Source organism: Candidatus Abyssobacteria bacterium SURF_5 (assembly GCA_003598085.1).
GTDB lineage: Bacteria > Abyssobacteria > SURF-5 > SURF-5 > SURF-5 > SURF-5.
Map to the genome: position 1 here is coordinate 73,042 of QZKU01000041.1, position 6,272 is coordinate 79,313.

General features: G+C 52.8%; 6 protein-coding genes. All 6 read right to left on the reverse strand.

The window, feature by feature from the left end:
* Window positions 1-117 precede the first annotated feature (117 nt).
* Entirely contained in the window at window positions 118-1,233 is a 1,116-nt protein-coding gene (locus C4520_05090) for a glycosyltransferase (protein RJP24069.1), read from the reverse strand.
* On the reverse strand, window positions 1,230-2,372 hold the full coding sequence (locus C4520_05095; GenBank protein RJP24070.1) for a glycosyltransferase family 1 protein: 1,143 nt from the start codon (window positions 2,370-2,372) through the stop codon (window positions 1,230-1,232). The genes C4520_05090 and C4520_05095 overlap by 4 nt, the downstream gene beginning before the upstream one ends.
* 1 nt (window position 2,373) lies before the next feature.
* Window positions 2,374-3,711: a glycosyltransferase gene (locus C4520_05100; protein RJP24071.1), complete on the reverse strand. Its 1,338-nt coding sequence runs from the start codon at window positions 3,709-3,711 to the stop codon at window positions 2,374-2,376.
* Complete coding sequence (locus C4520_05105; GenBank protein RJP24072.1) at window positions 3,708-4,712, reverse strand: glycosyltransferase family 2 protein; 1,005 nt, start codon at window positions 4,710-4,712, stop codon at window positions 3,708-3,710. The genes C4520_05100 and C4520_05105 overlap by 4 nt, the downstream gene beginning before the upstream one ends.
* 9 nt (window positions 4,713-4,721) lie before the next feature.
* Window positions 4,722-5,714, reverse strand: coding sequence for a glycosyltransferase family 2 protein (locus tag C4520_05110; protein ID RJP24073.1), 993 nt, complete (start codon window positions 5,712-5,714; stop codon window positions 4,722-4,724).
* 1 nt (window position 5,715) lies between these two features.
* Window positions 5,716-6,272, reverse strand: a 557-nt coding sequence (locus C4520_05115; GenBank protein RJP24074.1) for a hypothetical protein, incomplete at its 5' end; no start/stop codon positions are given.

The window sequence follows — 6,272 nt, forward strand, 5'->3', positions numbered from 1 at the left end:
CCTTCAATACCCGGCATTCATGTTAGCACAGACTCGGCAGCCCAATCAAACCCGCATGAAAAAGAGAATGGACAAAAAACGCAGCATTAGCGCCGATTCCTAAAGAACCGGCTTCCCCTACCGGCTTTCCAGTGCCTCCTGATATACGTCTTCGATTTTGTGAAACATGCGGTCCAAATCGAATTCATCGCAAACCCGCTGCCGCGCAAACTCTCCCATCTCTTGCCGGCGCTTGGGGTCGTTCAGCAGGCTTTCGATCGCCGCCGCAAGGGCATCGGGATCGGCAGGCGGAACGACACAGCCGGTTTTCAGATGAAGATTCACATACTCGACTCCGGTTCCCAGGCGCGTGCTGACGACAGGCTTTCCGCAAGCGTGTGCTTCGAGTTGGACGAGTCCATACGCTTCGCTGCGGTAAATGGAGGGCAGCACGAAAAGGGAGCAGGCGTGATAGTAAGCCGCCAAATCCATGTCTGATACCTCGCCCGCAAAATGTACTTTTTCTTTCACGCCGTTCAATATGGCGAGTCCCTTCAATTCGTCTTCCATTGGCCCCGTGCCGACAATGACCAATGGGACCGGTATGCGCGGCATTGCGCGGATCAGGAACTGCAGTCCCTTGTAGTATCGCAGTTTTCCGACAAACAATATGAATTCCTGTCCGTAGCGCACATGAAGGGCGTTTACTTCCTCTTTGACGGGGCTGATCGAATCGAACAAGTGCGTGTCGACGCCCAAAGGGACGACTCTGCATTTGTGCGCGAACTCCCGCAGGTAGAGCGAGCCCTCGGCATAGACGGGAGAGGTGGGCAAGATCAAGCGGGTTTTCCGAAGGAACGAGCGAAGGAATGGGCTGTAGAAACGGAGCAGGAACTCCTGCCGGACGATATCGCTGTGGTAGGTGGCAACCACCGCTCCGGGCGGTCGAGCCAGCAAATAAGAGAGTTCGCATGTGGGATTCGGCAAGTGAAAATGCAGGATGTCGGCCTCCAATCTTCTGAGCCAGAGGGCGAAGGCCGGCGGTATCGGCGCCGACTGAAGCCGCCCGAGCTGACCGACTTTTACAACTCGTACTCCATCCACATGCTCTATTTCGGTGGAGAATCCACGATTGCAGACAAGCACCTGTACTTCATGCTTTTTCTTCAGATGGTTGCACACCTGCGCGATATGCTTTTCGATCCCTCCAACAACGGGGGGATAATAATCTTTATACACGTGCAGGATTTTCATGAGGCCTGATTCCTGGTATCGGCGTACACTTCCAAGGTCTTCTTTGCGGTAGTCAGCCAGGAGAAGCGGCTCGCGTGCCTGATCCCCGCTTCCGAAAGCTGTTCGCGCAGGTCTGAGTCAACGCAAATCTTGTTCAAGGCCTCGGCAATAGAGTCGACGGAAAGCGGGTCGACCTTGAGAGCGTTCTGCGCAACGATTTCGGGCAGTGATGAGACGCCGGACGCGATGACGGGAGTTCCACAGGACATTGCTTCCAGGCATGGCAGCCCGAAGCCTTCGTACAGGGAAGGATATACGAGCGCCTGCGCCATGCTGTAGAGGGCGGGCAAATCCGCCTGATCAACATACCCCGGAAAATGAATTCTGCCGGAAAGATTGAGGAGGCCGACTTCCCTAAATATCTCGTCGAACAGCCATCCCCTCCGCCCGGTCACAACGAGATGATGGGGCAATGCTTTTGCGACCACACCATACGAAAAAGCCCGGATAAGGGAAGGGATGTTCTTTCGAGGTTCGAGCGTTCCGACCGAGAGCAGAAACAGTTGCGGAAGCGCGTATTTGTCTCTCACGGCGGCGCGTCTCTCTTCATCGGTGACCTTGAAAAACGTTACCGGGTCCACGCCCAGATGCACGGTCTTCACGCTGCCATTTTTCGTTTTCACTCGCTCGAGCAAATCCTTCCTGGTGGAGAGCGAGTCAACGATTATCGCGTCGCAGTGGGCGATGCTCCTTGGGATCATGTATTTGTAGTAGTGCCGGTGCACCCGTGAAAATGTTTCCGGGAACAGGGAATAACATAGATCGTGAACGGTCAAGACAGAGGGCAGATCCAGGCGCAGCGACGCGATGAAAGCAGGGAAATGAATGATATCAGGATTGAATTTGCGAACCAGACGCGGCAAAGCGAGTTGTTTCCAGGCGACCTGCCAGCCCTGATTGAATATGCGCACCTGCTCGACGTGGAAATTTGGGTAATGGAACATTGCCGGCCGCTCGAGGTGGCGCTGATATCCGGACGGACAGAATAGCACATATTGGTTTTCCGAGTCGGCCCGCCCGAGAAATTCAATAAGTTTCTGGGTATAATATCCCGTTCCGCTACGATTGATTATTGGGGTGGCATCTATGGCAATCCGCATATCAATCGCGCCTCGCAGCCCGCCTGAATCCTTCTTTGAGCACTCTGTTCAGGCCCTGTTCTCTTGCATACAGCAGGATTCGCCTCACGTTGTACGCCAATGCTTGCTTATATCGAAGCGGGAAAGGATCTGCATCCAAAAATCCATGAGAGGTCTCCCTCGTAACGAAGGGCTCGCTGGCGGCGTTCTCCCGAATAAACCGTGCGATATCCTCGGCTGCGGAGCTCGGATCATGATGCATGAGAATGAACTCGCGTGCGGCATCACCCATAGCTTTTTTACGGCGTTCATCAGTTGCCATTTCGAGGAGTCCGCCGGCCAAATCATCGCTCTCATGAGCCCCCAAGTCTATCTTGATGCAAGCATCGTCGGGAAATTCCGCAAACTGGGCGTGATTGGAAACGGCAACGACTTTTCCCCGCTCCATCATCTCAATCAGAGTTAATGACATCTCTCCTTTCGTAGGAAATCTTAGGTTAATGCAGACGTCGGAAAGCTGCATAAGCGCCTCGACCTCGTCGCGCTTGAGGTATCCCAGATTTCTTGTGTGGGAGTCGTCATTTTGCGCGTGCGGGGAAACCGGTGAGCGAGCCGACGATTCGCCCGCAAGGAGAAAAAGACTTTTGGGAAACCGCCCATGAAACTTGTGAAAGGCATCCCGGGCAACGTCCAGCCGCTTCGCGGGTGTCATATGCCCGACAGAAGTTACAACAAAGTAATCGGATGGAATCTGATATTTTTTTCGGAACAAGTCGGTCTGGCAGGCGTCGGGCTGTGGATTGAAGCACGGGAAATGGATTCTCAGCACTTTCGCCCCCGGCGCCTCGCGCTCAACAATGGATTTGCCATAATCAGTCATGGTAATGGTTCCGCGAGAGCTCATTGCCAAGACCCCCGCCATCGGGAAATGGTATGGATCGGCTTTCGCCGCATAGAATCGCGAGATTTCCGAGTCCGATTGCGCGGCGAAATTTGTCATGCACAACTTGCGAAACGCGAGGAAATTCCCGCGTTCAAGATAGAACTTTATGAAAAAATGGCTGAGAACGCAATCATGGAGGAGAACAAATCCGGGCACTCTCAGGATCGCCTCGAATGTGCGCCTATGAAACCGATAATGATTGCCCATGTGGTATAAGACTGCATCGAAACGCCGTGGGTCGGAGAGAAACGCATCGATATCGGGTGTTCTGACGGGCATCGAGGCTTTTGGGATTATGCTTCGGTCTGTGAAAGTTTCGACGGTGAAATGCCGTTCAAGAAACGGCACAAACTGCTCGTTGAAATAAGATATACCTGTCTTGAGCGGGCTTACCGGGCCAATACACGCGAGCTTCATAATCGTTCTTCACACGGGCGGCCGTGTATGTTGATTTCCTTGCACACGGAGCGGTTCTTCTTGAGGAGTTGTTCGATATCGTGAATCGGGGCCCGTACGAGCCTCTGCACCTCGCGCCGCTTTTCGAGATATTTCCGAAGAGATTTTATGGCGGAACAATATCCTATCACAGCCGAAGGGTCACCTTTTAGAAGCGGAGAAAAAGCTCGTTTCAGCATCTCCCATAAAATCGCCGGCAGATAAGCGAACAGGGTTTTCACCGGAAAATTCTTGATAATCACCCAAAGCGAGTTACGGGCGAAGTAGAAATTCTTCGGCTTGGGAAGCGATGCCGAGCTTCCGCCTTCGGCATGATATACAATCGCATCGGGCACAAAGATGCACTTGAAGCCGCTCAATTGAGCGCGAAAGCAAAAATCAACATCTTCATAATACATGAAAAGGTCTTCGTCGAACTCCCCTACTTCATCAAATATTTCCCGCCTGTATATCCCGGCGCCGCCGCAGGGGCCGAATATCCACGCCGGCGTCCGGAAGTCGGGCCCGTCCAGTCTGCCGAACCCGATGTCATGATTCGTCCCCGTGATCGAGTAGCCTAATCCCGCCGAATTCACTCTTTCAGGATTCTTCAAGAACAGCATTTTCGGAGCGGCCATCGCCGCCTGGGGATCCCTCTCAAGAGCCGCATGCAATGCCCTCACGAAATTCACATCCGCCTGCGTATCGTTGTTTAACAGAATGATGTAGTTTCCGTTGGCAGTTTTGATTCCTCTATTGACTGCGGCAGCGAATCCCCGATTTGCCGAAAGCGGTACGAGCCTGACGCTGGGGAACCGTTGCCGGATGATTTCGGTTGAACGATCGGTCGATGCGTTATCGACGACAATGATCTCGACCTGGCTGAACGATTGTTTAGCAAGCGAACCGAGGCAGTCCGCCAGATATTTCTCACCATTATAATTCGGTATTATGACGCTGACTATCCCGTTCGCCGAGGTCATTTCCCTCGATCAATCTCCCAGGGTCTTGCCGGATGCCGAGGCGAGGATGTTGTTGCTATCCATCTGCAGCAATCGGTCTAAGTCGGCATCAGAAACAGTGTTTTTCCAATTAGTTAGTTGGCGTTTCCTAAGAAAAGGCTTCAAGTCTTTTAAGGCCGCACAATAACCTGATACAGCAGCGGTGTCGCCTTTGAGCAGGGACTTTATTGAATGTTTCAAACATACTGAGAACAATCGCGGCAAGTACTTATTGAGAAGAGGACGAGGCAGATTCTTTACCATGATCAGGATCTGATTCCGGGCGCAATAGTAGATATGTTTTCTCTGCTTTGACGAAATCGTTCCCCCACCTTTGTGGTAGATGATCGCGGTGGGTACGTATAGACATTCTCGCCCTGCGAGCCGGGCGCGAAGGCTGAAATCGACGTCTTCGTACCACATGAACAGGTCCTCATCCAAAAGACCTATCTCATCAAAGAGACTTCGGCGGAAAATAGCCGCGCCCGCGCAGGCACCGAAAACGGGGCGGGCCCGCTCGAACTGAAGGCCGTCTTTTTGACGAAAGCCGACATCCATTGCAATTCCGGTGCGGGTGAATCCGATGCCGATTGAATTGATTGTATCCGGTTGATCGGCGAACAGCATTTTGGAGGAGCAGAAACTGACGGACGGCTGCTCGTCAAGCACTTTGATCAACTCTTTGAGCCAATCCTTATGAGCCGTTGTATCATTATTAAGAAGAGCAATATAATCTCCCGAAGAGCTGCTGATCCCTTTGTTTGCCGCTGCTGCAAAGCCTTGATTATTTTTGAGCCGCACCAAGCGTGCTTCCGGATAGGCGGCGGCGAGGAGAGCAGCGGTTCCGTCGGAAGAGCCGTCGTCGACCACGATGATTTCGTCGGCTACCCGCGATTGACTTCGGAGAGAATCCAGGCACGCCGGGATATATTTTATTCCATTATAGGTGGGAATAATTACGCTGACCTTGCCGCGGGAAGTCACGCTATGATTCGCCTACTCTCTTCTTAACCCTTGTAAGAATTAATGTTAGCACATCCAGCCGCCCTTTTTCAAGAAAACCGGGGCTGCGCCAGCGATTCGGAATACGACCGAAATCGGGGCTTGTCGGATCGGTGTTCTGGCGATTCGCGAAGGTCCGTATAATTTCGCGCGCTTCTGCAAAGTGACCTGTCACGAGGAGGATTCCCGGTAAGGCAATGAAAGTGTCACGGCCCCAGTTATCCCTGAACCATGGGAGTCCCGCCCAGATACCGAGTCCATATTCTCTCGTGACGAGGCTCCAACCAGAAAAAGCTGCCCATCGCAAAGCCTTATCGAATTCATCGTTTCCCGTTGCGATATCCATAGAAGAAAGAATATCTGAGGTGGCTGCACGGTGGTGCTGTATTGCATCTTCTGCGGCCAGTTGCAGTGCCCGTGTGAGCGCTTCTTCGGCGTTCTTTCCCCATGCGATATATAGTGTGTGATTGTGTCCAGCCAGCCGGCCTGGAACATCGGCGCCATAAGCATCGCGAGGGACGCTGAACTCTACCCGAATCG

Bases quoted from the DNA above. Each gene is read 5' to 3' on its own strand.
- C4520_05090 (RJP24069.1), bottom strand. From the start codon at position 1,233: ATGAAAATCCTGCACGTGTATAAAGATTATTATCCCCCCGTTGTTGGA.
- C4520_05095 (RJP24070.1), bottom strand. From the start codon at position 2,372: ATGCGGATTGCCATAGATGCCACCCCAATAATCAATCGTAGCGGAACG.
- C4520_05100 (RJP24071.1), bottom strand. From the start codon at position 3,711: ATGAAGCTCGCGTGTATTGGCCCGGTAAGCCCGCTCAAGACAGGTATA.
- C4520_05105 (RJP24072.1), bottom strand. From the start codon at position 4,712: ATGACCTCGGCGAACGGGATAGTCAGCGTCATAATACCGAATTATAAT.